The organism is Myxococcota bacterium, from assembly GCA_041389495.1.
Lineage (GTDB): Bacteria > Myxococcota_A > UBA9160 > UBA9160 > UBA4427 > JAWKRT01.
Map to the genome: position 1 here is coordinate 715,553 of JAWKRT010000002.1, position 23,369 is coordinate 738,921.

Sequence of the window (23,369 nt, forward strand, 5' to 3'; positions counted from 1 at the left end):
ACTGCCATGAGCGCTCTTCTGCCTCGCAACGAGCACACGGTCGACCGCGTCCTGCGCGTCGCGCTCGGCCTCGGCCTGCTCTCGCTCGCCTTCGTCGGCCCGCAGACGCCGTGGGGCTGGCTCGGCGCCATCCCGCTCGTCACCGGCCTCGTCGGGAGCTGCCCGCTGTACACGCTCCTCGGCCTCTCGACGTGTCCGATCGCGAAGCCGAGGACGTAGCGCTCCTCGCGCGGACGGCCCGCGGCGACGGCGAGGCGCTCGGCGCGCTCGCGCGGCGCCACGGGCCGAGCGTGCTGCGGCTCGCGCGCGCGATCACGGGCGACGACGGCGCCGCGGCCGACGTGACCCAGGAGACGTTCCTCGCCGCGCTGCGGTCGGCGGCGAGCTATCGCGCCGAGGGCGCGCCGGTCCGCACGTGGCTGTTCGCGATCGCGCGCAACGCCGCGCGCAAGCACCTGCGCGGCGCGCGCACGGCGCAGGGCGCCGAGCGCGCGCTCGTCGACCTCGGCATCGCGGCCGGGTGGGGCGCGCCCGATCCGGAGCGCGCACTCGCGCGCGCCGAGCAGGCCGAGCTGATCGCGCGCGCCATCGCGTCGCTCTCGCCCGCGGACGCCGAGGTGCTGCTGCTGCGCGATGCGGAAGGGCTCCCGGGCGCGGAGGCCGCGCGCGCCCTCGGGATCGAGCTGCCGGCGCTCAAGAGCCGGCTCCACCGCGCGCGGCTCCGGCTGCTCGAGGAGGTTCGCATGCGAAGCGCGTCGCTCGACGAGACCGAGCGCGAGGTGGGCGGGCTGCGCTGCAGCGAGGTGCTCGCGCGGCTCAGCGACTACGTCGACCGCGAGCTCGCGACGGCCGAGTGCGAGGCCGTGGAGGCGCACCTGCGCGGCTGCTCGGTGTGCGAGCGCTTCGGCGGGCGCTTCGCGGCCACCGTGCGCGCGACGCGCGAGGCGCTCGGCGCGCCGCCCGCGCTCGACGAGGCCCTGCTCGAGCGCATCCGCGCCCGGCTCGCCGCCGCCGGCGGGCGCGCGCCCTGAGCTCGCGCGCGGTCGTGCGCGCTCGCTAGTCGCGCGGCGCGATGCGGTAGAGGCGGTCGCCGGGCTCGCTCTTCGCGGCGCGGCCGGTGAGCACCTCGCCCACCTCGACGACGGCTTCGTGCGCCGCCGTCTCGGCCGCCGCGCGTCCGCCCTCGTCGCCCGCGTACTTGCGCGCGCGGCCGGCGCGCACGGCTTCGTACTCGGGCGTTCCGTGCGGGACGTGCACGAGGCGCGCGTCGGCGCGCCGTCCGTCGATGCGGATCACCACGCGGTCGTCGCGCTCGATCTGCTGCGGCCAGCGCGTGAGGCGGCCGCCCATGCAATCGAGGTCGCACGCGACGTAGCCCGCGCCGTCGTGCGCGCTGAACCACAGCGTGCGCGACCGCCCCGCGGCGACGATCTCGAGCTCGAGCTCGTGCAGGCGATCGAGGGCGTTCCAGTCGAGGGAGGCGAGCGCGACCTCCTCCCCCGTGCGCAGCGGGCCGCCGGCCAGGATGCCGACGGGCCCGTCGGCGCGCGCGAGCAGGAAGCCGCCCGCGGCGCCGGCCACGACGAGCACGCCCGCGACGAGCGCGAGGCGGCGGAGCCAGCGGCTCCGACGGGTCGAGTCCTCCATGCCGATCGGTTCCTCCTCGCGCCGCGGCTCGCCGGGCGCGTACGGATGCTAGGCGGCCGGGTCGCTCCAGGTGTGCACCTCGCCGCGCCCCTCGAGCAGCATCGTGCCCGGGAAGACGCGCAGGAGCCACGGGTCGAGCTCGATCGCGGCGAAGTCGTCGCAGGTGGGCGAGGTCCAGCCGGGGATGATGGCCGGGTCGTAGCCGACCGGCGCGGGCGCGCGCGCGAAGCGGTTCCACACCGCGACGCGCGTGTCGTCGTCGAACCGGAAGCGCGCGCGGCACTCGGCGGTGCAGGTGTCCTGGCCGGGCTCCCAGTAGGTGAGCGAGAGGTTCGGGCTCGCGGCGAGGTGGCTGCGCTTCGTGGGCGTCGGCGACGTCGCGATCCAGCCCTTGAGGGCGCCGTCGCGCCACTCCCAGATCGGGTGGAGGATGCGGGCGCGCGGCCTGCCGCGGCGGTCCACCGACGCGGCCGTGCACCACACGATGCGGTGGGCCATCTCGACGAAGGCGTGGGCGGTGCGCTCGAGATCCGTCATCGCGAGATCCCTCCTTGCTAGGCGGAGCGGCGTCCGACGGTGCCGGCCGCGGCGGCGAGGCCGAGGGCGAGCGCGCCGAAGGCCCAGGCGGGCAGGGCCGGCACGCGCGCCTCGGGAACGAGGCGCCGCAGCATGCCGTCCTGCTTCGTCATCACGTAGAGGTTGCCGGCGAGGTCCTCGCCGAAGCGCAGGTCGACGCGCGCGAGCCCGGGCGTTCCCTTCTTCGCGCGCACGACGTCGAGCAGCGTCGTCGGAAGCCCGCCCTGCGTGACGTGCAGCTCGTGCACGGCCGCGGTCGTCGCCGGGTCGCCGTCGTCGGCCGCGAGCAGCTCGAGGACGTCGCTGTAGAAGAGGCGGCCGCTCGCGATGTCGCCGTAGACGAGCTTGCCGTACGTCGCGCTCGCGGCGCGGCTGCGATCGACGACGCCGCCCGCGATCGCGATGCCCTCGTCGTGGTCGTACTGCGCGACCGGGTAGGTGAAGCCGAGCGCCGCGTCGTTCGCGGGCAGCGGCGCGACGCCGCCCGAGCTCGCGTCGTACACGTACGTGCCCTCGCGCGCGTCCCAGCCGTAGTTGCGGCCGGCGACGAGGCGGTTCACCTCCTCGAGCTGGTGCTCGCCGACGTCGAGCGCGAAGAGCCGTCCGGGAACGGCGCGATCCCACGCGAGGCGGTGCGCGTTGCGGAAGCCGTAGGCGAAGATCTCGCCGAGCGTGCCCGGGTCGCCGTCGTTCGCGAACGGGTTCGTCGCCGGGATGCCGTACGAGTACGGCGCGCCCGTGCCGCCGAGCGGGTCGATGCGCAGCACCGCGCCGTACAGCGTGTCGAGCCGCTGCACCTGCCCGAGGCTGCCGATCTCGCGCGCGCCGTTGTCGCCGCCCGCGACGTAGAGGAGCCCGTAGTCCGCGCTCCCCGGCGCCGCCGCCGGGTCGAACGCGAGCTCGCAGAGGTTGTGGATGACGTGCACGGCCGCGACGCGCAGGAGCTCGCGGCGCGTGCCCGCGAACGCGTTCGCCGCGGGGTTCGTCGCGTGCCACTCGGTCAGCACCGCGTGCTGCGCGATCGCGTCCGGAATGGCGGGCCCGTGCGTCGGCGGCGTGCCGCCGACGTCCTCGCTGTGCACGGTGTAGAAGAGCCCGTTCGTCGCGAAGCCGGGGTGGAACGCGAAGCTCGTGAAGCCCGTGCCGAGCCCGGGCGCGTCGCGGAAGGCCGGGAAGGTCGCCGCGACGTCCAGATAAGTATGGAGGGTGCCGGCGTCGAGCGCGTAGAGGCGGCCGCGCAGGTCGTTGACGAAGAGCCGGCCGCTGCCGTCCGGCGCCTCGCGCAGGAAGTTGATGCGCGCGCGCCCGCCGCTCCCCGCGGTCGCGGGGAGCTGGAGGACGTCGACGAGCTCGGCCGTCGTGCCGTCGTCGAGGACGGGGCCGGAGAGCGGCCCCGCGCCGGCCGGCGGCGAGACCAGCGCCGCGACGAGGCCGCCGGCGGCCGCGATCGCGAGGGACCGGACGCGGCGGAGCAGGCCGAGGCGAGCTCGGCGGGGGGAGGCCATGCGCGCAGAGTAGGCGCGCGGGCCGCCGAGCGCGCGTGCGGCGTGTGGAGATCGCGCGGAGGCGGGTGCTACGCGGCCGCGTGCCAGTGCCAGGCCGCGTAGGCCACGGCGAGCGGCCAGCACGCGACGAGGAGGAGCGCGAACACGGTGGGCGAGAACGCGCGCACGGCCGCGTCCGCGGTGCGCGCGCGCTCCGCCGCGGGGCGGGCCGCGAGGTCGGCGATCAGCGCGTGGCGCTCGTCGTCGATCGCGCGCGCGTCGAGCGGCGTGTCGCACGCCGGGCAGCGCGCGGAGACGGCGTCGGTCAGCGCGATCTCGAGGGCGATCTTCGCCCCGCACGCCGCGCAGGCGTCGACGTGGATGCGCGAGTGGCGCAGGCGCCCGTCGAGCACGCGCCCCTCGCCGCGGTCCCAGACGACGTGGCGCACGCCGCTCGAGTTGAGGTCGCGCACGGCGCGGTCGAGCGTCGCGGCGGTGAAGTCGGAGCTCGCGAGGAGGTCGCGTGCGTCGAGCTCGACGTGGCGCTCGACGAGGTGGAGCAGCGCCACCGCCCGCTGGTCGCGACGCCGCAGCCGCAGGCCGGCCGCGCCGAGCGCGACGGGCGCGAGCGCGGCGGCGGCGAGCCCGAGCGCGAGCGCCGGGCGCGCGGGCAGGAGCTCGGCCGGCAGCGCCGCCGCGAGCGCGAACGCGGCGGCCACGACGAGCGCCGCGACGCTCGCGGCGCGCAGCAGGACATCGTCGATGCGCAGGACGTCGGGCCGGCTCACGGGGCCGCGCATCGACGCTCGCCGCGCGCGACTTGACGCCGGGCGGGCCGCGCCCGCCGCCGGCGGCGCCGCCGAAGAGGCTCCGACTGCGGCGCGCGCGCCTGTAGTCTGGGCCCTCGCGAGTCGGACGGACGCGTGGGCGGCGGCCTGGGCCGGCGCTCGGGAGGGGAGTCGGGGCGATGCGAGGATTCGCGACGCGGTTCGCAGCGGCCGTCGGAGCGCTCGCGATCGGCGCGGTGCTCGTCGTTTCGCTCGCGGTCGCGCTGCGGCTCGCGCAGGTGCGCTTCTTCCGCTCGCCCGCGAAGCCCGAGCGCGCGGCCGAGAAGGCCGCCTATCTCGAGCGCGTCGCGCAGGCGGCGAGCGGGCGCGACGCGAGCGCGCTGCCGAGCTTCGTCGTCGTCTTCTTCGACGACCTCGGCTACGGCGACCTCGGGAGCTACGGCAACCGGCTGATCGCGACGCCGCGCCTCGACGCGCTGGCCGACCAGGGCCTGCGCATGACGCAGTTCTACGCGGCGGCGCCCGTGTGCACGCCGTCGCGCGCCGCCCTGCTCACCGGGCGCTTCCCGTTCCGCGCCGGCGCGGGCCCGCACGTCTACTTCCCGAACGACGCGCCGCTCGGCCTCGCGCTCGGGTTCTTCGGCTTCCCGAACGAGGTGCGGAGCGACGAGATCTTCCTGCCCGAGGCGCTGCGCGCGGCGGGCTATGCGACGGGCATGGTCGGCAAGTGGCACCTCGGCGACGCGGACGGCCACCGCCCGAACGATCTCGGCTTCGACTCGTACTACGGCGTCCTGTGGAGCCACGACATGCAGCCGCTCGACGTCTACCGCGACCGCGACGTCGTCGTGCGCGACGAGACGGAGCAGAGCTGGCTGCACGCGTTCCGCGACGAGGAGGACGCGCGCGAGTTCCGCGGCATCGACCCGCGCACGTTCACCGACGACTACACGCGCGAGGCGATCCGCTTCCTCGAGCGCAGCCAGGCCGACGGCCCGCGGCCGTTCTTCCTCTACCTCGCGCACAGCGCGCCGCACGTGCCGCACTTCGCGTCGCGCGCGCAGGCGGGGCGCTCGCGCGGCGGCGTCTACGGCGACGTCGTCGAGGACCTCGACCGCAGCACGGGCGAGCTCGTCGACGCGCTCGACCGCCTCGGCCTCTCGGAGCGCACGCTCGTGCTCGTCACGAGCGACAACGGCGCCGACTACGGCGGCAGCCCGGGCGCGCTCCGCGGCCGCAAGGGCGAGGTGCTCGAGGGCGGCATGCGCGTCCCGATGATCGCGCGCTGGCCGGGCCGCGTGGCGAGCGGGACGAGCGACGCGATCGCGATGAACCTCGACGTCTTCCCCACGCTGCTCGGGCTGGCCGGGGTGCCGCTGCCCGACGACCGCGTCGTCGACGGGCGCGATCTCGCGCCCGTGCTGCTCGCGAACGCGCCCTCGCCGCACGAGTTCCTCTACTACCTGGGCGGCGCCGCGTCCGGGAGCCACGTCGCCGCGGTTCGCGACGCGCGCTTCAAGTACCTGCTCGAGAGCGGCGACCGCGGTCGCTCGCGACCGCACCTCACGAGCCTCGCGCTCGACGCCGAGGCGCACGACCTGCGCGCACGTCATCCCGAGGAGGCGGCGCGGCTCGCGCAGGCCGCCGCGCGCCTCCAGGCCGAGCTCGACGCGAACCCGCGCGGCTTTCGGGAGTAGGCTCGGCGCTCGCGCCGAGGGGAGGGACTGCATGGCCGGGATCCACGAGGTCTTCGCGTACCTGCGCGTCGACGGCGCCGCGCGCGCGATCGACTACTACCGCGAGGCGTTCGGCGCGGTCGAGCGCTTCCGGCTGGTCGAGCCCGGGGGCCGGGTCGGGCACGCCGAGCTCGCGCTCGGCGGCACGACGCTGATGCTCTCCGACGAGTTTCCCGAGGCGGGCATCCGGGGGCCCGCGGCGGTGGGCGGCACCACCGTCGCGATCCATCTGCACGTGGACGACGCCGACGCCGTCCTCGCGCGCGCCGAGAGCGCGGGCGGGACGATCGTGCGCCCGGCGCAGGACCACTTCTACGGGGAGCGAAGCGGCACGGTGCGCGACCCGTTCGGGCACGAGTGGAGCGTCGGGCACTCGATCGAGGCGGTGACGCCCGAGGAGATGCAGCGGCGCTACGACGCCCTGTTCGCGGGCTGAGGGGCGTCGACCGGTCGGGGGCGAGCGGATCGCCGCGGCCCTTGCCCGCGATCCGTCGCGCTCTATTTTCCGCCGCCTCAGGAGGGGCCCCCTCGCGCGAGGGGCGCGTCGGGCGTCTCCGGCACATCAGGAGCTTCGGGCGCCTTCGTTCGTCCCTCCCGACCCTCTGCGCCCGACCGGCGATGCCGACCCAACCAAGCCGACTCGATCTCGAGCTCGACATCCTCCGACAGCCCGACGACCAGACGTGCGGACCGACGTGTCTGCACGCGCTCTATCGCTACTACGGCGAGGAGCGCGAGCTCGAGGACGTGGTCCGCGAGGTGCCGCAGCTCGAGGGCGGCGGCACGCTCGCCGTCAACCTCGCCATCCACGCGCTGCGGCGCGGCTATCGCGCGCTCGTCTACACCTACAACCTCGCGGTGTTCGACCCGAGCTGGTTCGAGAGCTCGGAGTGCGACATCGCGGAGCGGCTGCGCGCGCAGCGCGACGAGAAGGGCGACGCGCGCGTCGCGGGGGCGACGGCCTCGTACCTCGAGTTCCTCGAGCTCGGCGGCGAGCTCGCGATGGAGGACCTCTCGGTCGGCCTGCTGCGCCGCTGGCTCGGCGAGGGGCGCCCGGTGCTGACGGGCCTGTCGGCGACCTTCCTCTACCGCAGCCGGCGCGAGTACGGGTATCCGAAGCTCGTCGAGGACGACGTGCGCGGGCAGCCGCAGGGCCACTTCGTCGTGCTCTCGGGCTGGGACGAGGACGAGCGCACGGTGCGCGTCGCCGACCCGCTCGAGTCGCATCCGCACTTCCGGCGCCACATCTACTGGCTGCCCGTGCAGCGCGTCATCAACGCGATCCTGCTCGGCGTGCTGACCTACGACGCGAACCTGCTCGTGCTCGAGCCGCCGGAGGACGCGGCGTGAAGCCGATCATCGTCGTCGAGAACACGAAGCGCTGGCCGCTGCGCCTCGAGGGCGCCGAGGTCGTGTCGGCGCGCGAGTACCTCGTGAGCAACGCGTGGGGCGGGAAGCGCGGGCTGCGCGTCTACAACTTCTGCCGCACCTACGGCTACCAGACGCTCGGCTACTACGTGTCGCTGCTCGCGGCCGCGCGTGGGCACCGCGCGCTGCCGACGGTGGAGACGCTCCAGGACCTGCGCCTCGCGCCGGTCGTGCGCATCGTGTCGCAGGAGCTCGACGCGCTGATCCAGAAGAGCCTCGCGCGCCTGCGCAGCGCGAAGTTCGAGCTCTCGGTCTACTTCGGGCACAACCTCGCGACGACCTACGAGTCGCTCGCGCGCGCCCTCTACCAGCAGTTCCCCGTGCCGCTCCTGCGCGCGAGCTTCGAGAAGCGCGGACGCGAGTGGCGCCTCTCCTCCGTGCGCCCGATCGCGACCAGCGAGATCCCCGACGAGCACCGCACCTTCGTGATCGCGCAGGCGGAGGAGCACTTCGACCGCAACACGCGTCCCGCCCGCGCGAAGCGCACGTTCCAGTACGACATGGCGATCCTCGTCGACCCGACGGCCGAGGACGCGCCGTCCGACGACAAGGCGCTGCGCAAGTTCGCGAAGGCCGCGGCCGACGTCGGCATCGGCGCCGAGCTCATCGGGCTCGACGAGGCGCCCGACATCGCCGAGTACGACGCGCTCTTCATCCGGCAGACGACCTACGTCAACGGGCCGACCTACCGGCTCTCGCGCCGCGCCGCGACGGAGGGGCTCGTCGTGATCGACGACCCGACGTCGATCCTGCGCTGCTCGAACAAGGTGTTCCTCGCCGAGCTGTTCGAGCGCAACAAGGTCCCGCAGCCGAAGACGTTCGTCGCGCACGAGGACGCGATCGGCGAGATCGCGGCGGCGGTGGGCCTTCCGTGCGTGCTGAAGCGCCCCGACTCCGCGTTCTCGCGCGGCGTAGTACGCGCCGACACCGAGGACGAGCTGCGCGAGAAGGCGAAGCTCTTCCTCGCCGACTCGGAGCTCGTCGTCGCGCAGGAGTTCATGGCCTCGGACTTCGACTGGCGCATCGGCGTGCTCGGCGGGAAGGCGCTCTACGCCTGTCGCTACCACATGGCGCGCGGCCACTGGCAGATCATCGCGGCGAAGGAGGGCGGCAAGACGCGCTACGGCCGCGTCGAGGCCGTGCCCCTCGACCAGGCGCCGCCGCAGGCGGTGGAGACCGGCGTGCGCGCCGCGTCGCTGATCGGCGACGGGCTCTATGGCGTCGACATCAAGGAGTCGCAGGGCCGCTTCGTCGTGATGGAGGTGAACGACAACCCGAACGTCGAGGCGGGCTACGAGGACGGCGCCGTCGGCGACGCGCTCTACGCGGCCGTGATGCAGTGGTTCCGCGAGCGCCTCGACAAGCGGGGCGGCAACGGAGGCCCGCGAAGTGGCTGACGCCGCGCGCCCGCCGCTCGCGCTCTTCGCCGCCTACGGGATCGAGCTCGAGTACATGATCGTCGACGCCGCGACGCTCGACGTGCGCTCGATCGCCGACGCGCTGATCGCCGACGAGCGCGGCGACGTCGAGGACGACGTCGACCGCGGCGCGTTCGCGTGGTCGAACGAGCTCGCGCGACACGTGATCGAGGTGAAGACGAACGGCCCGGTCGCGAAGCTCGCCGGCGCGGCCGAGGGCTTCGCGGCGGAGATCGCGCGCATCGAGCAGCACCTGGCCGCGCGCGGCGCGCGCCTCCTCCCGACGGCGATGCACCCGTGGATGGACCCGGCGCGCGAGTTCGCCATCTGGCCGCACGGCGCGCGCGCGATCTACGACGCGTTCGACCGCATCTTCGACTGTCGCGGCCACGGCTGGTCGAACCTGCAGAGCGCGCACCTGAACCTGCCCTTCGCGAACGACGACGAGTTCGCGCGCCTGCACGCGGCGGCGCGCGCCGTGCTGCCGCTCCTGCCCGCGCTCGCCGCGGCGTCGCCCTACGTCGAGGGCCGCGCCTCGGGCCGGCTCGACACGCGGCTCGAGGTCTACCGCACGAACGCGAGGCGGGTGCCGTCGGTGAGCGGCGCGGTCGTTCCCGAGCCGCTCTTCACGCGCGCCGCGTACGAGGCGATGCTCGAGGGCATCTACCGCGACCTCGCGCCGCTCGATCCGGAGGGCGTCCTGCGCCACGAGTGGGTGAACGCGCGCGGCTGCATCGCGCGCTTCGACCGCATGGCACTCGAGATCCGCGTCCTCGACGTGCAGGAGTGCCCGCTCGCCGACGTCGCGATCGCGGCGGTCGTGAGCCGGGTGGTGCGCGCGCTGTGCGAAGGAGGAGCCGCGCAGCAGGCGCGACTGCGCGCGCTCGACACCGCCGCGCTCGCCGCGCTGCTCGACCGCGCGACGCGGCTCGGCGAGGCCGCGCCGCTCGACGCGCCGGACCTCCTCGCGGCGCTCGGCCTCGACGCCGGCACGCGCACCGCGGGCGACGCGTGGCGCGCGCTCGTCGCGCGCCACGTCGCGGACGACGCCGAGCTCGCGGAGCTGCACCCCGCGATCGAGCTCCTGTGCGAGGAGGGGACGCTCGCGTCGCGCATCGTGCGGCGCGTGGCCGAGCGGGGCGCCGACCGCGACGCGCCGCCGCGCGAAGCGCTCCGCGCCGTCTACGCCGAGCTCGCCGACTGCCTGCGCGCGAACCGGATGTTCGCGGCGAGCGCCTAGCTTCGTGGCGGCGCCGCCCTCGCTCGTCCTGACGTGCGAGCACGGCGGCGCGCGCGTGCCGCGCGCGTACGCGGCGGCGCTCCGCATTCCGGATGCCGTGCTCGCCTCGCACCGCGGCTTCGACGCCGGCGCGCTCGACGCGGCGCGCGCGCTGTCGCGCGCGCTCGCGGCTCCGCTCGTCGCCGCGACGACGACGCGCCTGCTCGTCGACCTCAACCGCTCGCCGCACAACCCGCGCGCGTTCTCGCCCTTCGCGCGGCGCCTGCCGCGCGAGGTGCGCGAAGCCCTGCTGCGCGACGTCCACGCTCCGCACTGGGCGCGCGTGCGCGCGGCGCTCGACGCGGCGGCGGAGCGCGCGCCGTCGGTCGTCCACGTCGCCGTGCACAGCTTCACGCCCGTGCTCGGCGGCGACGAGCGCCGCTTCGACGTCGGCCTCCTCTACGATCCGCGCCGCGCGCCCGAGCTTCGCTTCGCGCGGCGCCTGCAGGCCGCGCTGCGCCACGTGCTGCCGGGCCTGCGCGTGCGGCGCAACGCGCCCTACCGCGGCGTCGCCGACGGGCTCGCGACCGCGATGCGCCGCGAACGGCCCGCGCGCCGCTACGTCGGCCTCGAGCTCGAGCTCTGCCAGGCGTGGCTCGCGCGCGATCCGAAGCGCCGGCTGCTCGTGAAGGCCGTCGAGCTCGCGCTCCGCTCCGTGCTCGCTCAGAACGCGTAGCGGACGAAGCCGCGCAGGTTGATGGGATTGCCGGGCGTGAAGTGGAAGTCGGACGCGCCCGTGCACACCTCGCCCGCGACGCACGACGCGAAGTAGAACTCCGAGCTCCGCCACTTCGCGTCGGTCAGGTTCTCGATCGCGAGCCCGACCTCGACCGCGTCCCACGCGTACGACGCGCCGAGGTCGAGCACGGTGTAGTCGGAGAGCGTCGGCTGCTGCAGCCCTTCTTCGGCGCGCCGCTCGCCGAGGTGCTTCACGGCGAGCTCCGCGCGGAAGCCTTCGTACTCGACGCCGATCGCGCCCTTCGCGATGAAGCGCGGCGCCTGTGCGATGCGCTCGTCGTTCGACGTCGTGCGCGCGTCGGTGAAGGCGAGGTCGCCGCGCACGTAGAGCCACGGCGTCAGGTCGGCGCGCGCGGCGGCTTCGACGCCGAGCCGTCGCGTGCGCCCGCCGGCCTCCGTCGTGCCCTCGTCGCCGACGAACGCGAGCTCGCTCTCGAGCTCGAGCCAGAAGCCCGTGACCGAGATGCTCACGTGCGGCGCGAGGTGCGTGTGGATGCCGACCTCCGCGCCGGGTGCGCGCGCGAGGATGCGGTCGCTCGTCGCCGCCGCGCGCACGTCGTTCGAGTGGAAGCCCGTGCCGTAGCTCAGGAAGAGCTCGAGGTCGGAGAGCGGCTGCCAGTCGCACGGGAGCGCGCCGTCCGCGCGGAACGGCGTCAGCACGAGGCTCGCCTTCGGGAGCCAGATGCGATCGTCGCCGCGGTGGCGCGGGCCGCCCGGCAGGTGGCTCTGCACGTCGAACCCGAAGACCTCGTAGCGCGCGCCGCCCACGAGGCGCACCCACGGGAGGGGCAGCAGCTCGAGCTCGGCCCACGGCGCGGCCGACCACTCCTCGACGTCGTCGTCGCTCGTGAAGCCGGTGATCGCGCGCGCCGTCTGGCGGCCGAGCCGCACGCGCGCCGCGTCCCAGCGCGTCTCGACGCCCGCGCGCAGCGCGCCGTCGAGCATCCCGTCGAGCGCGTGCTCGAGCTCGACGACGCCGCCCGCGTAGAGACGGTCGTCCTTCTGCACGATGCCGTCGCCGTTCACGGGGTCGTTCAGCGCGAACGTGAAGTTGGAGAAGAGGTCGAGGTCGTAGTGGACGAGGTAGGCGAAGGCGGTCAGGCGATCGCGCGACGTCGGCGTCCACTCGAAGCCCGCCTTGCCCTGCACGCGCGTCGACCTCCCGCCCTCGGTCGGGTCGACCGAGCCGAAGCGCGAGATCGTGCCGTCCTCGACGAGCCGCCGCGGGACGAGGCCCGACGCGTTCCAGTCGGCGTCGTAGCCGACGACGTGGCCGAAGAGCCGGAGCGAGTCCGTCACCGCCGCGCTGCCGCGCCCGAACACGGAGATGCGCGTCAGATCCTCGTCGGAGCGGAACGGGCCGTCCGTGTGATAGGCCTCGAGCGAGAACACGGCGTCCGCGTCGTCGGTCGCGAACGCGCCGAAGCGCGGCGAGGCCGCGCCCACCACGCGCCACGTGTCGAACATCCCGCCCTCGGCGAGCACGAGCGAGCGGTCGAGCGAGTCGTAGGGGACGTAGTCGATCGCGGCGGCCGTCGCGAAATCGCCCTCGCGCGCGGAGTAGGGGCCCTTGCCGACGGCGAGCCGCTCGATCGTCTCGCGCGTGACGAAGTGGAGATCGATGTAGCCCTGGCCGTGCGCGTGCGTGCGGAGGTTGACGGGCACGCCGTCGAAGCGCACGGAGAGATCGGTGCCGTGATCGGCGTCGAAGCCGCGCAGGAAGTACTGCTCGGCCTTGCCGCCGCCCGTGTGCTGCGCGGTCAGCGCGCCGGGAACGGCCTCGAGCATCTGCCCGCCGCTCTCGAGCGGCCGCAGGTCGAACTCGTCGGCCGGCACGACGATCTTCGAGGTCGCTTCGACCGCGCGCTCGCCGACGATGCGGACCACTTCGGTGGGCGGCGCGTCGCCCTCGTCGTGCGCGAGGGCGGGCGGGCTCGCGATCGTCAGGGCGAGCAACAGCAGACACGGGAGCGGGCGCTTCGACATGCCGCGCACGCTAGGCGCGCCCGCGAAGTCCGACCAGCGATCGGAGTTCGCGCTCAGCGACTCCCGGCGAGCAGCCCGAGCACGTGCTCGACCGCGTGGTGGACGGGCTGCGCGGCGAGCGCGAGGAGCGCGAGCGCGGCGGCCGTCGCGAGGGCCGCGCGCAGGCTCGCTCCCGGAGCCGCCGCGTCGCGCGATACGGGGGCCGCGGCGTCGCGGAGCAGGTGCTCGACGCGCCGCTCGACGTCGCCGTCGGCGAACGAGGCGGCGACGAGCGCGCGGGCCTCGCGTCGCGGCCCCTCGTGCGACCGCGCGACGAGCGCGGCCACCTCGAGGAGTGCGCGGGCGACGAGCAGGCGATCGCCGGCGCAGGCGGCCGCGGCGTCGTCGCAGGCCTGCTCGGCGGCGAGGGCGAGCGTCGCGAGCACGTCCTCGCGCACGCGCCCGGGAAGCGCGCGCGCGGCCGCGCGCGCGATCGCGAGCACGAGCGGGTCGCGGCGCGCGAGGTGCGCGCGCTCGTGCGCGAGCACGGCGTCGAGCGCGCGCGCGTCGAGCGCCTCGACGAGTGCGCTCGAGACGAGCACGAGCGGCGCGCGGCCGGCGAGGGCGAACGAGAACGCGCGCTCGGTCTCGATGACCTCGACGTCGGCTGCGAGCGCGCGGGTACGACCCGCGCGCAGGCGCGCGGCCGCGCGCCGCGCGCGGGCGACGCGGCGCGCGCCGCGCCACGCGCCGGCGCCGAAGAGGGCGAGCGCCGCCGCGAGAGCGACGCCGAGAGCCGGGGCCGCGAGCGCGGTCGGGTGCACGAGGCACAGATGCGGGTGGTCGGCGTGGCGAAGGCAGTGGTCGCCGCTCGCCGTCGCCCAGCCCGCGACTCCGGGTGCCAGGCACAGCGCGATCACGAGCGTCGCGGACGCGACGGGCGCGAGCGCGGCGGCGGCCGCGGCGCGCGCGCGCGCGGTGGGGTCGCGCGCGCGATGCGCGCAGCGCGAGCCAGGCCGCGCACGTGCCGAGCGACCCGAGCGCGACCGCGGCGAGCCAGAGCGCGGCGGCGGCCGCGAACGTTCCCATCACTCGCTCTCCGCGCCGTCGGCGCCGCGCAGGCGTTCCGGTGCGCGCGCGTCGCGCGGCCGGTCGGCCGCGCTCGACGCGCTCTCGTGCGGCCCGCCCACGCGCGACGGCGCCTCCACCCGCGTGCGCTCGCGCTCGCGCTCCCGCGCGCGCACGCGCTCGGCGAGCGCGTCGAGGAGCTCGGGGCTCGTGCGATCCGCGAGGTCGACGAAGCTCGCGGCGAGCAGCTGCGACTCGACGCGCGGCAGCGAGGCGACGAGGTCGTCGAGCGCGCGCGCGATCCACTCGCGCCGCGTGAGCGCGGCCTCGTACACGTAGGCGCGTCCCCGGCGCGCGCGCGTCGCGAGCCGCTTGCGGACGAGGCGCTCGAGCGTCGTCTGCACGGTGTTGCGCGCGACGTCGCGGCGGAGCGCGACGCACGCGTGCACCTGCGCGACGTCGCGCGTTCCCGCGCGCCAGAGCTCCTCGAGCACGAGGCGCTCGAGCGGTCCGAGCAGCGGAAGGCGCGCGGCGCGCGTCACGCGAGCGTGCCGCGCGCGCCCTCGTCCGCTCCGCCGCCGTCGGGCGGGGAGGGCACGACGGGGGCGACGGGAAGGCGGATCTCGAAGCGCGCGCCGGCGCCCGCGAGGGGCTGCGCGGTCAGCGTGCCGCCGTGGTCCTCGACGGCGCGCCGCGCGACGCTGAGCCCGAGCCCCGACCCGCCGCGCCCGGCGCGCGTCGTGTAGAAGGGCTCGAAGATGTGGGCGAGCTCGTCGCGCGTGAGCCCGCGGCCGTTGTCGGAGACGACGATGCGCGCCGAGTCGGGTGTCGAGACGGTCGTCACCGTGACGGCGGCGCGCTTGCCCACCGCGGCCTCGATCCCGTTGTGGATCAGGTTCACGACCGCCTGCTCGATCGCGATGGTCGAGATCTCGACCTCGGCGTCCACGTCGTCGAGCACGAGCTCGACGGTCGCGCCGTGCGCGCGCGCGAAGGGGCGGGTCGCGTCGACCGCGCGCCGGGCGAGGGCGTGGATCGACTCGCGCCGCCGCTCCGCGGCGTCGCCGCGCGAGAAGCGCAGCAGGTCGTGCGTGATGGCCGAGGCGCGGTGCGCCTCGCTCTCGATGTGTGCGAGCAGGTCCTCGACGCCGCGGCCGTCGCGGTCCTCGCGGCGCGCGAGCTGCGAGGTCGCGAGGATCGACGCGAGCGGGTTGTTCACCTGGTGCGCCATGCCGGCGGTGATCGAGCCGACCGCGGCGAGCGCCTCGCGCCGGACGAGCTCGTGCTCGAGGTTGCGCCGCTCCGTCACGTCGCGCGCCACGGCGACGGTGCGTCGCTGCCCGTCCTCGCGGTCGAAGGCGCGGATCGCGATCTCGAGCCACCGCCAGTCGCCACCCGCGGCGCGCACGCGCACCGGGTCGGCGCGCACGTAGCCCTTGTCCGCGAGCGTCGCGAGCGCGTCGCGGAGCCGGCTCCGGTCGTCCGCGTGCACGAACGGGAGCGCGGTCAGCGCGTCGGGCGACATCGCCTCGGGCCCGAGCACCTCGCCGACCTTGCGGTTCGCGAACAGCAGCCGCCCGCCGCGATCGAACTCGAGGATCATGTCGGTCGCGAACTCGGTGATCGAGCGGAACCGCAGCTCGCTCTCCTTCGCGGCCGCGGTGGCGGCGCGCAGGTCGCGCGCGTCCTGCTCGCGCACGGCGTCGTAGGAGTGGGCGACCCAGCCGATGATGAGCGCGAGCGAGACGGCGATCCGGAAGTGGGCCGAGGTGGTCTCGGCGGGATCGACGGCGATCGGGAACGATGCGGCGCCGTCGGACGCGAAGCCGATGGCCGCGATCGCGACGACGGTGAGCACCGTCCACGCGACGGCCTGGCGGCGGCCGAGCATCAGCACGGCGGCGGCGGGAACGAGCGTCATGAAGTAGAGGCCGCCGGGCCAGCGGCCGCCCGTCAGCACCGCGATCCCGAACGAGGTGGCGAAGATGCCGCCGACGATCACGAGCGACGCGCGGCTCGACGGCGGGCTCCGGTCGAGACGGCGCCACACGACGCCGACGAGCGCGGCGCACGCGAAGCCGAACAGGCCGAAGCCGAGCGAGCCGCGAACCGACTGGTAGAGGGCCGTCCAGACCGAGACGGCGAAGCAGCCGGCGAGCGCCACGCGCTGCACGCGGTGGCGGGAGCGGGTGAGCGAAGCGTCGTCGTCGGTCTCGGCGGACGGCGGGACGGGCACGTTCGTTGCGCTCCCCCGGAATCGCAGGAACCACAGGGCCGGGCATGGCCCGCAGCCGGGCACCCGCGGGCTCCTTCGAGGCCCGGCGCACACGCGACGCCCGCATCGTCGATGCGACGAGCCTACGCCCGCGCCGCCTCTCTTGGAAGCTGGAAGCTGGGAGTTGGGAGCTGGGAGCTGGGAGCTGGGAGCTGGAAGCTGGGATGCGGGGCAAGCGGCAGAAGCGGCGACCGGGCCGCGAGCCGGTGGCGCCGAGCCGCGGCCGAGCGACCGAACGCCTGCGCCCGCGCGGCCGGCAAACCGGAACGATCGGTCGGGCTCGCCGCCGAGCCGCACCCGCTCGCAGTGCCGCATCGCGCGCTTCGCGGCCGGGCGGGCGCGCGCTGCTAGAACGCGGCCTCGCGCAGGAGCGGCTCGAGCCGGGCGCGCGCGCGGTGGAGGCGCGACTTGATGGCGCTCGACGAGCACGCGGTCCGCGCGGCGAGCGCCTCGATCGGCTCGTCCTCCACGTGGTGCGCGGCGAGCAGCTGCCAGTCGGCGTCGCCGACCGCGGCGCGGACGCGGCCCGACAGGTCGTCGAGGTCGAGGCGCGCGTGCACCTCGTCGAACGGGGTGACGAGGCCCGCGCGCTCGACCTCGTCGTCGAAGCCGACGCGGACGAGGTCGCCGCCGCGCTTGCGCGCGCGCCGCGAGCGGTAGTGGTGGCGCAGCACGTTGCGCGCGATCCCGAACACCCACGACTCGGGGCTGCTGTCGCCTCGATAGGCGTCGGCGGTCTGCATCGCGCGCAGGAACGTCTCCTGGGCGAGGTCCTCGGCGTCGGCCGTCTCGCGCGTGCGCCCGGCGAGCCACGCGCTCATGCCGCGGAAGGTGCGCGCGTAGAGCTCCGCGAGCTCGCGGTCGCCGAGCGCGCGCTCGGCGTCCGGCGCGTCGCCGTGGAAGGGTGTGGGGGGCATGCGTGCGTCCGCTCCCGAGCCGGGGGGCTCTCGGTTCGCGGCGGAGCATGCGCGTCGCGCATGGCGCGTGCGTCGCGCGGGGACGACGATCGATCGAAGCTACCGGGAGCGCGCGCGCGTGCCGTGTGACGCCCCGCGTGACGCGGAGACGAACGCGCTCTGCGCGCTCGTCACGCCGGCGTCGAGATGGGCTTCCCGGGGATCGGCTCGTAGCGGTAGCCGATTCCGCGGATCGTGCGGATGCAGTCGCGCGCCCGGCCGAGCTTGCGGCGCAGCGCCTTGATGTGCGCGTCGACGGTGCGCGGCGTCGCGGTCGTCCCCGGCTCCCACACGCGCTCGAGGATCTCCTCGCGCGAGACGACGCGACCTTCCTGGCGCACGAGCTCGGCGAGGATCTGCAGCTCGCGCGGCGTCGCCTCGACGACGAGGTCGCCGATGCGCACCTCGCCGGGACGCGGGGGCGCCGCGCCGTGCGCGCCGGGGGCGGCGGCGGTGTTCGCGCGCGCGGGCGGCCGGCGGAGGATCGCCTTCAGCCGCGCGACGAGCTCGTTCGCCGAGAAGGGCTTGGGAACGAAATCGTCGACGCCGAGCTCGAAGCACAGGATGCGGTCGACCTCGTCCGCATAACGAGACAGCACGACCACGGGCATGGGGTCGAGCGCGGGGTCCTCGCGCAGTCGCCGACACAGGTTGAGCCCCGTGATGTCGCCGAGGACGAGCTCGGTCACGACGAGGTCCGGTCGCGCGTCGTGCGCGACCTCGAGCGCTTGGCGGCCGTCCGTCGCCTCGAGGGCGCGGATCTGGTTCGTCTCGAGCTTCGAGACGATCTGGGCGCGGGACGCGTCGTCGGGGTCGACGACCAGGATCTGCTTCGCCAAGCGCACGAGTCTCCGGGGCCCGCCGCGAACGCCGCGGAGGGCCTCCCTTCGGGACGAGTCGGGATGAAAGCCCGCGCGCGTGTCAGCCCGGTGAAGTTGCGGTCCGGGATTCGCGGAGAATCCGAGAAGGCCCTTCTCGAATCGCCCCCGCAGCCTTCCCGCGAACGTGGCCCCTTCGCGTCGCGACCCGCGCGAAGCTGTCGCCGTGTGAAGAGCGAAGGGCGGGGCCCATGGCGATGGAGCGAAACGGCGTCGAGCGGCTTCTCGCGGGCGATGCGGAAGCGTTCGAGGATTTCTACGAAGCCTTCTTCGCGCGCATCTACCGCTTCGCGGAGCGCCGCACGGCGGCGCGGGCGGAGGCCGAGCGGCTGTGCGGCGCGATCTTCGAGGACGTGCTGGCGTCGCTCTCCGCGGCGCCGCGCGGGGACGCGGGTGAGGCGGGCGCGGAGCGCGAGGCGTTCGCGCGCTGGGTGCTCGGCCGCGCGATGGCAGTGGCGTCGCGACGCGCGCCGGTGCGCGCCACCGCGGCCACCGCGACGCCGGACGCGTCGCGCGCCGGGGCGTTCGCGGACTGACGAGCGGCGCTCCCGCGCGCTCGCATCGCGGCCTTCACGAACGACACCGAACCGCCCCGCTTTCCTCACGCGAGCTTCGCGGTGCCGCCGCGCCCGCTCCCTAGATTCTGCCGATCCGGCGAGGCGGGAACGCGAGGCCCTCGCCGAGAGGAGATCCCCCAGATGCATCCCTTCCTGTCGGGAGCGCGCGCGCGGCGACGCCTCGCCCGCTGCGCGCTCGCGACGTTCGCGCTCTCGACGTTAGGTACGCCCGCCGTCGCGCCCGCGGCCCAGGACTTCCGCGAGAAGATGGGGAAGTGGGTCGAGGCGCGGCAGGTCGCCTCGAAGGAGAAGTCGGACTGGGACGCGGAGAAGGAGACGCTGCGCGCGACGCGCGACCTCCTCCGCCAGCAGCGCGACGCGCTGCGCGCCGAGATCGAGGAGCTCGAGGCGCAGGGGACGGCCTCGGACGACGAGCGGCGCGACCTGCTGCTCGAGCGCGGCGACTACCTGCGCACGGAGCGGGCCCTCGAGGAGGACGTGCGCGCGATGGAGCAGGCGATCGTCGCGCTCGCGCCTCGGCTGCCCGAGCCCCTGCAGAAGAAGCTCGAGATCCTGTTGGTCCAGATCCCCGACGACCCGGAGACGACGAAGGTGCCGCTCGGCGCCCGCCTCATGAACGTCCTCGGCGTGCTCGCGCAGGCGGAGAAGTTCGACTCGACCGCGACCTTCGTCGGCGAGACGCGACAGGTCGGCGACGAGAAGCTGCAGGTCCGCACGCTCTACTGGGGGCTCGCGCAGGCGATCTACGTCGACGCGCAGGGCCGCACGGCCGGCATCGGCCGCCCGGGACCGAACGGCTGGGAGTTCACCAACGACCCCGACCTCGCGAGCGACGCCCGGCACCTGCTCGACATCTACGAAGGGAACGTCGACACGATCGAGTTCGTGCGCTTCCCGGTGGAGGCGCGCTAGCCGTGGCCGTTCGAGTGCGATTCCGGTTCGTCGCCGCGCTCGCGTGCGCGATGCTCTGCGCGGCGGCGCCGGCCGCCGCCGAGTCCTTCGACGCGGCGCAGCGCCAGCTCGACGCGAAGCTCGACGCGGCGCTGAAGGATCTCGCGCGCACGCGCGACCAGATCGCGAAGGAGAAGATCCCGCTCTCGCGCGAGCTGTCGCAGCTCGAGGCGCAGGTGCTCGCGCTGCGCGAGCAGCGCGCCTCGCTGCAGAAGGCGCACGACAGCCGCACCATCGACATGACGTCGCTGCGCAAGCAGGTGACGTCGCTGCGCGAGCAGGACGAGTTCCTCACGAGCCGCCTCACGGAGTTCACGCGCGACTTCGAGGCGCGTCTCGACATCAGCGAGACACCGCAGTACGAGGCGCTCACCGGCGCCGCGCTGCTCGCGGACAAGGACGCGAACCTCGACGCGCTCGGCAAGCGCGCGGCGCGCGTCGCCGTCGTGAAGGCGGCGCTCGACCGGCTGTCGGAGCAGCTCGGCGGGCGCGTCTACGCGGGCCAGGCGCTCGGCCCCGACGGCGTGCTCACACAGGGCACGTTCGTCGCGGTGGGCCCGACCACCTTCTACGCGAGCGAGGACGGGCGGCAGAGCGGACTCGTCGAAGCGCGGCTCAACGCGGCCGACCCGGTCGTCGTCCCGCTGCCGGACGGGCTCGGCGACGAGATCGCGAAGGTGGCGCAGAACGGCGCCGGCGAGCTGCCGCTCGACGCGTCGCTCGGCAAGGCGCTCAAGATCGAGAAGGCGCGCAAGTCGCTGCTCGGATACATCGAGGACGGCGGCGTCGTCGGCCTCGTGATCGTCGTGCTCGGCCTCTCCGCCGTCGCGCTCACGGGCTTCAAGGCGCTCGAGATCGGCCGCTTCGAGGTCGCGAAGGGCGGCGATCTCGATGCGATCCTCGACGAGCTCGCGCGCGGACGTCAGGAGGCCGCGGCCGTGCGCGCGCGCGCCGTCCCGGGCGTCGCGGGCGACCTGCTCGTCACCGGCGTCACGCACGCGGGCGAGAAGCGCGGCGTGATCGAGGAGCTGCTGTTCGAGAAGATCCTGCGCGCGCGGCCGGGGCTCGAGCGCTTCCTGCCCTTCCTCGCGATCACCGCGGGGGCCGCGCCGCTGCTCGGCCTGCTCGGCACCGTGACGGGCATGATCAAGACCTTCCAGCTCATCACGATCTTCGGAACGGGCGACGCGAAGAGCCTCTCGTCGGGCATCTCGGAGGCGCTCGTCACGACGGCGCTCGGCCTGATCGTCGCGATCCCGACGCTCGTGATGCACGGCGCGCTGTCGCGCATGGCCAAGCGCAAGCTCGGCATGCTCGAGGAGCTCTCGGTCGGGTTCGTGAACGGCGTGATGGCGATCCGTCACGGCGACGAGAACAAGCCGCTCGCGCCCGGGCCGCGCGCGCTCGTGGACCAGGCGCTCGCAGAGGAAGGAGAGTAGGCATGTCGCAGATCCTGCACATCTGGCTGAGCGGCGGGTGGGTGATGATCCCGCTCTTCGGCCTCGCGGTGGTGCTCTACGCGCAGGCGTTCCAGCTCGGCATGTTCGTGCGGCGCACCGACCTCTCGAACGAGGACGAGATGCTGTGGTGGGACTGGGTGCGCAAGCCCGAGGCCGCGCACGGCCGCGTCGGCGAGATCATCGACTACACACAGGCGGACGCGTCGTCGGCGAAGCAGGTGCGCAACCGCTTCGACGAGGTGCGCAGCGCGCTCGTCGGCCTGATCGATCGACGCTCGCGCTTCCTGCAGATGCTCGTGGCGACCGCGCCGCTGCTCGGCCTGCTCGGCACCGTGCTCGGCATGCTGCGCACGTTCTACGGCATCGCGACGAGCGGCGGCGCGGAGACGGCGGGCGTCGTGGCCGCGGGCATCTCGGAGGCGCTCGTGACCACGGAGACGGGCCTCATGATCGCGCTGCCCGGGCTCTTCGCCGTGATGCTCATCCAGCGCAAGCGCCACGCCATCGAGGCGCAGCTCGCGCGGCTCGAGAGCATGACGCTCACGTCGCTGCGGTTCGAATAGCGACCGCGGCGAGGGGCGAAGGGGAGAGCGCGACGTGGCCCGCCGATCGGTGATGGAGGAAGAGGAGCCGACCGAGATCAACCTCTCGGCGATGATCGACTGCATCTTCATCCTGCTCATCTTCTTCATCGTGACCACGGTCTTCGTCGAGGAGAAGGGCCTGCAGGTCGCGAAGCCCGACTCCGCCGCGTCCTCCGCCGTCGAGGAGACGCGCAGCGTCACGCTCGAGCTCGGCGCCGACGGCAAGGTGACGATCGACGGCAAGGGGGTGTCGCTGGCCGACGTCCCCGCGCGCGTGAAGAGCGGCATGATCGACGAGGAGACGCCCGTCGTCATCCGCGCGAACGCCAAGGCGCCGCACGGCGCGTTCGTGGCCGTCTGGGACGCCGCGAAGCGCGGCGGTGCGCAGGCGCTCAGCTTCGACACGGTGAACTGACGTGGCGCGCCGCAGCATCCTCGACGAAGCCGACTCCGGCACGGCGATCGACCTGTCGCCGATGATCGACTGCATCTTCATCCTGCTGATCTTCTTCATCGTGACGACGGTCTTCGTCGAGGAGCCGGGCATCGAGGTGACGAAGCCCGACGCGACCGTCGACGCCGACCTCGAGAAGAACAGCATCATCGTGGCCATCTCCGCGGACAACAAGGTCGTGTACGGCGGGCGCGAGGTCGGCGTCGCGGGCGTCGGCGCGCGCGTGCGTCAGCTGCTCGCGAAGGACGACCTGCCCGTCATCATCCAGGCCGACGTGCGCACCGAGCACGGCGTCTTCTCCGACGTCTGGAGCGAGGTGAAGAACGCGGGCGCGAAGAAGATCAGCGTCTCCACGCGGAACGACTGAGGACGGATGGGCGCGCCATGCCGAGGCCGGGCGAGAAGGGCACTCCGCGCACCTATCGCGCACCGGACGCCCGCGGAACGGCGCCGCGCGCCGTGCTGTTCGGCGCCGCGGTCGCGCTCGCGGTGTTCGTGGCGATGGCGCTCGCGCAGATGATCGGCGACCACGAGCCGCCCGAGGAGACGCTCGAGGACATGTCCATCGCCTACAAGGCGCCCGACGTGCTCGAGATCGAGGAGGAGGAGGCGCCGCCGCCCGAGGAGGAGGAGCCGCCGCCCGAGCTCGAGAGCGAGCCGCCGCAGCTCTCGCTCGACCAGCTCGACATCGCGCTCAATCCCGGCACGGGCGGCTCTCTCGCGGGCGACTTCGGCATGCCGACGTTCGCGACGAGCGCGAGCGATCTCGACACCGAGGGCTTCGTCGACTTCTCGAACCTCGACCAGGTGCCGCGGCCGATCGGCGTCGCGGGCTTCGACTTCCCGCGGCGCCTGCTCAAGAAGAAGGTCGACGGCCGCATCGTGCTGCTCATCAAGCTCGACGCGCAGGGAAACGTGCTCGAGGTCGAGGTCGACTCGTCGAACCTCCCCGACTTCGACGGCTTCGTGCTCGGCGAGGTGAAGCGCTGGAAGTTCACGCCGCCCACGCAGCAGGGGAAGCCCGTCAAGGCGAAGGCGCGTCTCCCCATCCCGATCCACATCAGCTGACGGACCGAACCGGCGGCGCGTCTCGTCGCGCACGCGCA

The 23,369-nt window shown here is 74.4% G+C and carries 25 protein-coding genes; 15 read left to right on the top strand and 10 right to left on the bottom strand.

What is annotated here, in order from left to right; all coding sequences use genetic code 11:
* Positions 1-18: 18 nt before the first annotated feature.
* Positions 19-219, top strand: coding sequence for a DUF2892 domain-containing protein (locus tag R3E88_13895; GenBank protein ID MEZ4217571.1), 201 nt, complete (start codon positions 19-21; stop codon positions 217-219).
* Positions 192-1,031 (top strand): sigma-70 family RNA polymerase sigma factor, encoded by an 840-nt coding sequence (locus tag R3E88_13900; protein ID MEZ4217572.1) that lies wholly within the window; start codon positions 192-194, stop codon positions 1,029-1,031. Before R3E88_13895 ends, R3E88_13900 begins: the two co-directional genes overlap by 28 nt.
* Before the next feature lie 25 nt (positions 1,032-1,056).
* Here R3E88_13900 and R3E88_13905 read toward each other — a convergent pair whose 3' ends face one another.
* The 4 genes from R3E88_13905 to R3E88_13920 form a co-directional block, all read right to left on the bottom strand.
* Positions 1,057-1,647 (bottom strand): hypothetical protein, encoded by a 591-nt coding sequence (locus tag R3E88_13905; GenBank protein ID MEZ4217573.1) that lies wholly within the window; start codon positions 1,645-1,647, stop codon positions 1,057-1,059.
* Positions 1,648-1,695: 48 nt separating this feature from the next.
* Entirely contained in the window at positions 1,696-2,184 is a 489-nt protein-coding gene (locus R3E88_13910; GenBank protein ID MEZ4217574.1) for a pyridoxamine 5'-phosphate oxidase family protein, read from the bottom strand.
* Positions 2,185-2,201: 17 nt separating this feature from the next.
* The gene (locus R3E88_13915; protein ID MEZ4217575.1) at positions 2,202-3,728 is read right to left on the bottom strand and encodes a PQQ-dependent sugar dehydrogenase; all 1,527 of its coding nucleotides are present in this window, start codon (positions 3,726-3,728) and stop codon (positions 2,202-2,204) included.
* 68 nt (positions 3,729-3,796) lie between these two features.
* Complete coding sequence (locus R3E88_13920) at positions 3,797-4,495, bottom strand: hypothetical protein (GenBank protein MEZ4217576.1); 699 nt, start codon at positions 4,493-4,495, stop codon at positions 3,797-3,799.
* A 179-nt stretch (positions 4,496-4,674) separates the two neighbouring features.
* Between R3E88_13920 and R3E88_13925 the strand changes: the two genes are divergently transcribed.
* The 6 genes from R3E88_13925 (at position 4,675) to R3E88_13950 (ending at position 11,032) form a co-directional block, all read left to right on the top strand.
* Positions 4,675-6,192: a sulfatase-like hydrolase/transferase gene (locus R3E88_13925; GenBank protein MEZ4217577.1), complete on the top strand. Its 1,518-nt coding sequence runs from the start codon at positions 4,675-4,677 to the stop codon at positions 6,190-6,192.
* Between the two features lie 31 nt (positions 6,193-6,223).
* The gene (locus tag R3E88_13930) at positions 6,224-6,667 is read left to right on the top strand and encodes a VOC family protein (GenBank protein MEZ4217578.1); all 444 of its coding nucleotides are present in this window, start codon (positions 6,224-6,226) and stop codon (positions 6,665-6,667) included.
* Between the two features lie 182 nt (positions 6,668-6,849).
* Positions 6,850-7,581 (top strand): hypothetical protein, encoded by a 732-nt coding sequence (locus R3E88_13935; protein MEZ4217579.1) that lies wholly within the window; start codon positions 6,850-6,852, stop codon positions 7,579-7,581.
* On the top strand, positions 7,578-9,056 hold the full coding sequence (locus R3E88_13940; protein ID MEZ4217580.1) for a RimK family protein: 1,479 nt from the start codon (positions 7,578-7,580) through the stop codon (positions 9,054-9,056). Before R3E88_13935 ends, R3E88_13940 begins: the two co-directional genes overlap by 4 nt.
* Positions 9,049-10,317 carry a glutamate-cysteine ligase family protein gene (locus R3E88_13945; protein MEZ4217581.1) on the top strand — a complete coding sequence of 423 codons (1,269 nt, stop codon included), beginning with the start codon at positions 9,049-9,051 and terminating at the stop codon, positions 10,315-10,317. Before R3E88_13940 ends, R3E88_13945 begins: the two co-directional genes overlap by 8 nt.
* Before the next feature lie 4 nt (positions 10,318-10,321).
* On the top strand, positions 10,322-11,032 hold the full coding sequence (locus tag R3E88_13950) for an N-formylglutamate amidohydrolase (protein ID MEZ4217582.1): 711 nt from the start codon (positions 10,322-10,324) through the stop codon (positions 11,030-11,032).
* On the opposite strand, the gene R3E88_13955 is transcribed toward R3E88_13950, so the two are convergent.
* The 6 genes from R3E88_13955 to R3E88_13980 all read right to left on the bottom strand — a co-directional run bounded on the left by R3E88_13955 (position 11,020) and on the right by R3E88_13980 (position 18,197).
* A complete protein-coding gene (locus R3E88_13955) occupies positions 11,020-13,080 on the bottom strand; it encodes a TonB-dependent receptor (protein MEZ4217583.1) in 2,061 nt (686 codons plus the stop codon). The two genes, R3E88_13950 and R3E88_13955, sit on opposite strands and share 13 nt — an antisense overlap.
* Positions 13,081-13,133: 53 nt before the next feature.
* Positions 13,134-13,979: a M48 family metalloprotease gene (locus R3E88_13960; GenBank protein MEZ4217584.1), complete on the bottom strand. Its 846-nt coding sequence runs from the start codon at positions 13,977-13,979 to the stop codon at positions 13,134-13,136.
* A gap of 168 nt (positions 13,980-14,147) precedes the next feature.
* Positions 14,148-14,669: a BlaI/MecI/CopY family transcriptional regulator gene (locus R3E88_13965; protein MEZ4217585.1), complete on the bottom strand. Its 522-nt coding sequence runs from the start codon at positions 14,667-14,669 to the stop codon at positions 14,148-14,150.
* The gene (locus R3E88_13970) at positions 14,666-16,363 is read right to left on the bottom strand and encodes an ATP-binding protein (protein MEZ4217586.1); all 1,698 of its coding nucleotides are present in this window, start codon (positions 16,361-16,363) and stop codon (positions 14,666-14,668) included. The genes R3E88_13965 and R3E88_13970 overlap by 4 nt, the downstream gene beginning before the upstream one ends.
* Positions 16,364-16,749: 386 nt before the next feature.
* Positions 16,750-17,319, bottom strand: coding sequence for a sigma-70 family RNA polymerase sigma factor (locus R3E88_13975; protein ID MEZ4217587.1), 570 nt, complete (start codon positions 17,317-17,319; stop codon positions 16,750-16,752).
* 170 nt (positions 17,320-17,489) lie between these two features.
* Entirely contained in the window at positions 17,490-18,197 is a 708-nt protein-coding gene (locus R3E88_13980; GenBank protein ID MEZ4217588.1) for a response regulator transcription factor, read from the bottom strand.
* A 230-nt stretch (positions 18,198-18,427) separates the two neighbouring features.
* On the opposite strand from R3E88_13980, the gene R3E88_13985 reads away from it, so the two are divergent.
* From R3E88_13985 to R3E88_14015, 7 genes are all read left to right on the top strand, one after another.
* Positions 18,428-18,772, top strand: coding sequence for a hypothetical protein (locus R3E88_13985; protein MEZ4217589.1), 345 nt, complete (start codon positions 18,428-18,430; stop codon positions 18,770-18,772).
* 162 nt (positions 18,773-18,934) lie between these two features.
* Entirely contained in the window at positions 18,935-19,726 is a 792-nt protein-coding gene (locus R3E88_13990; GenBank protein MEZ4217590.1) for a DUF3450 family protein, read from the top strand.
* 2 nt (positions 19,727-19,728) lie between these two features.
* Positions 19,729-21,204: a MotA/TolQ/ExbB proton channel family protein gene (locus R3E88_13995; protein MEZ4217591.1), complete on the top strand. Its 1,476-nt coding sequence runs from the start codon at positions 19,729-19,731 to the stop codon at positions 21,202-21,204.
* A gap of 2 nt (positions 21,205-21,206) precedes the next feature.
* Complete coding sequence (locus tag R3E88_14000; GenBank protein ID MEZ4217592.1) at positions 21,207-21,788, top strand: MotA/TolQ/ExbB proton channel family protein; 582 nt, start codon at positions 21,207-21,209, stop codon at positions 21,786-21,788.
* A 34-nt stretch (positions 21,789-21,822) separates the two neighbouring features.
* Positions 21,823-22,224, top strand: a complete 402-nt coding sequence (locus R3E88_14005; protein ID MEZ4217593.1) for a biopolymer transporter ExbD — start codon at positions 21,823-21,825, stop codon at positions 22,222-22,224.
* A gap of 1 nt (position 22,225) precedes the next feature.
* Positions 22,226-22,630, top strand: a complete 405-nt coding sequence (locus R3E88_14010; GenBank protein ID MEZ4217594.1) for a biopolymer transporter ExbD — start codon at positions 22,226-22,228, stop codon at positions 22,628-22,630.
* Positions 22,631-22,647: 17 nt separating this feature from the next.
* On the top strand, positions 22,648-23,331 hold the full coding sequence (locus R3E88_14015; GenBank protein MEZ4217595.1) for an energy transducer TonB: 684 nt from the start codon (positions 22,648-22,650) through the stop codon (positions 23,329-23,331).
* The last annotated feature ends 38 nt before the right edge of the window (positions 23,332-23,369 follow it).

Excerpts from the sequence above, each read along its gene's own strand:
- R3E88_13905 (MEZ4217573.1), bottom strand. The coding sequence starts at position 1,647 with ATGGAGGACTCGACCCGTCGGAGCCGCTGGCTCCGCCGCCTCGCGCTC.
- R3E88_13910 (MEZ4217574.1), bottom strand. The coding sequence starts at position 2,184 with ATGACGGATCTCGAGCGCACCGCCCACGCCTTCGTCGAGATGGCCCAC.
- R3E88_13915 (MEZ4217575.1), bottom strand. The coding sequence starts at position 3,728 with ATGGCCTCCCCCCGCCGAGCTCGCCTCGGCCTGCTCCGCCGCGTCCGG.
- R3E88_13925 (MEZ4217577.1), top strand. The coding sequence starts at position 4,675 with ATGCGAGGATTCGCGACGCGGTTCGCAGCGGCCGTCGGAGCGCTCGCG.
- R3E88_13930 (MEZ4217578.1), top strand. The coding sequence starts at position 6,224 with ATGGCCGGGATCCACGAGGTCTTCGCGTACCTGCGCGTCGACGGCGCC.
- R3E88_13935 (MEZ4217579.1), top strand. The coding sequence starts at position 6,850 with ATGCCGACCCAACCAAGCCGACTCGATCTCGAGCTCGACATCCTCCGA.
- R3E88_13955 (MEZ4217583.1), bottom strand. The coding sequence starts at position 13,080 with ATGTCGAAGCGCCCGCTCCCGTGTCTGCTGTTGCTCGCCCTGACGATC.
- R3E88_13975 (MEZ4217587.1), bottom strand. The coding sequence starts at position 17,319 with ATGCCCCCCACACCCTTCCACGGCGACGCGCCGGACGCCGAGCGCGCG.
- R3E88_13985 (MEZ4217589.1), top strand. The coding sequence starts at position 18,428 with ATGGCGATGGAGCGAAACGGCGTCGAGCGGCTTCTCGCGGGCGATGCG.
- R3E88_13990 (MEZ4217590.1), top strand. The coding sequence starts at position 18,935 with ATGCATCCCTTCCTGTCGGGAGCGCGCGCGCGGCGACGCCTCGCCCGC.
- R3E88_14000 (MEZ4217592.1), top strand. The coding sequence starts at position 21,207 with ATGTCGCAGATCCTGCACATCTGGCTGAGCGGCGGGTGGGTGATGATC.
- R3E88_14015 (MEZ4217595.1), top strand. The coding sequence starts at position 22,648 with ATGCCGAGGCCGGGCGAGAAGGGCACTCCGCGCACCTATCGCGCACCG.